Consider the following 818-nt stretch of genomic DNA (forward strand, 5'->3'; position numbering starts at 1 on the left):
ACGCGGTGCTGGCCGGCATCGGCGCCGCCCTGTGCGCGGCGGGCCTGATCGAGAGCGCGCGCCGGGCCGTCGTCTGGAGCATGGTCCGGCGCCGCTACGCCCGCTGGGACCAGGCATGGGACCGCGCGGGCCCGGACTGGGGCCGTACCGGCACCGGCAGTTGACGGCGCCGCACCCGGGGGTGCCGACGGGGTCGTGCCAGTGGTCAACTCACCACCCGCGCGCACGCTACGGTGGACCAGCCGACCTTCTTCGGCATCGACCCGCGTATCACGAGGTGGGGGCACAGCATCGTCATGGCACAGGGCACGGTCCAGGTGACGCACACCGGTACATCGCGGTGGCGGCGCCGCACGGGTGAGTACGCGTCGCTCGCCGCCGCCCTGGAGGCCGCGGCCGACGGAGACGTCCTCACCGTCGCCCCCGGAACGTACCGGGAGAACCTCGTCGTCGAGCGCTCGGTGACCCTGCGCGGCCCCGAGGGCGCCCCCGGTTCGGTGCGTATCGCCCCCGCCGACGGGGTGCCGCTGACGGTCCGTGCCTCCGCCGTCGTCCAGGACCTGCACGTCGAGGGGCAGGACGCGACGTCGCCCGCGCTGCTCGTCGAGGAGGGCACGCCGGAACTGCTGGACGTGCGGGTCGTGACCCGGTCGGCGGCCGGTATCGAGGTGCGCGGCGGGGCCCGGCCGACGGTGCGGCGGTGCACGGTCGACAACCCGGCGGGCGTCGGGATCGCCGTGCTCGACGGGGGCGGCGGGGTCTTCGAGGAGTGCGAGGTGCTGGCGGCCGGACAGGCCGGGGTCGCGGTGCGCGGGGGC

Annotated in this window: 1 protein-coding gene; it reads left to right on the top strand. The window is 76.2% G+C overall.

Annotation, left to right across the window (positions count from 1 at the left end):
• Nucleotides 1-296: 296 nt before the first annotated feature.
• On the top strand, nucleotides 297-818 hold a 522-nt coding region (locus tag ACVNF4_RS36580), incomplete at its 3' end, for a right-handed parallel beta-helix repeat-containing protein (protein WP_461807115.1).

The organism is Streptomyces sp. S6 (assembly GCF_054880855.1).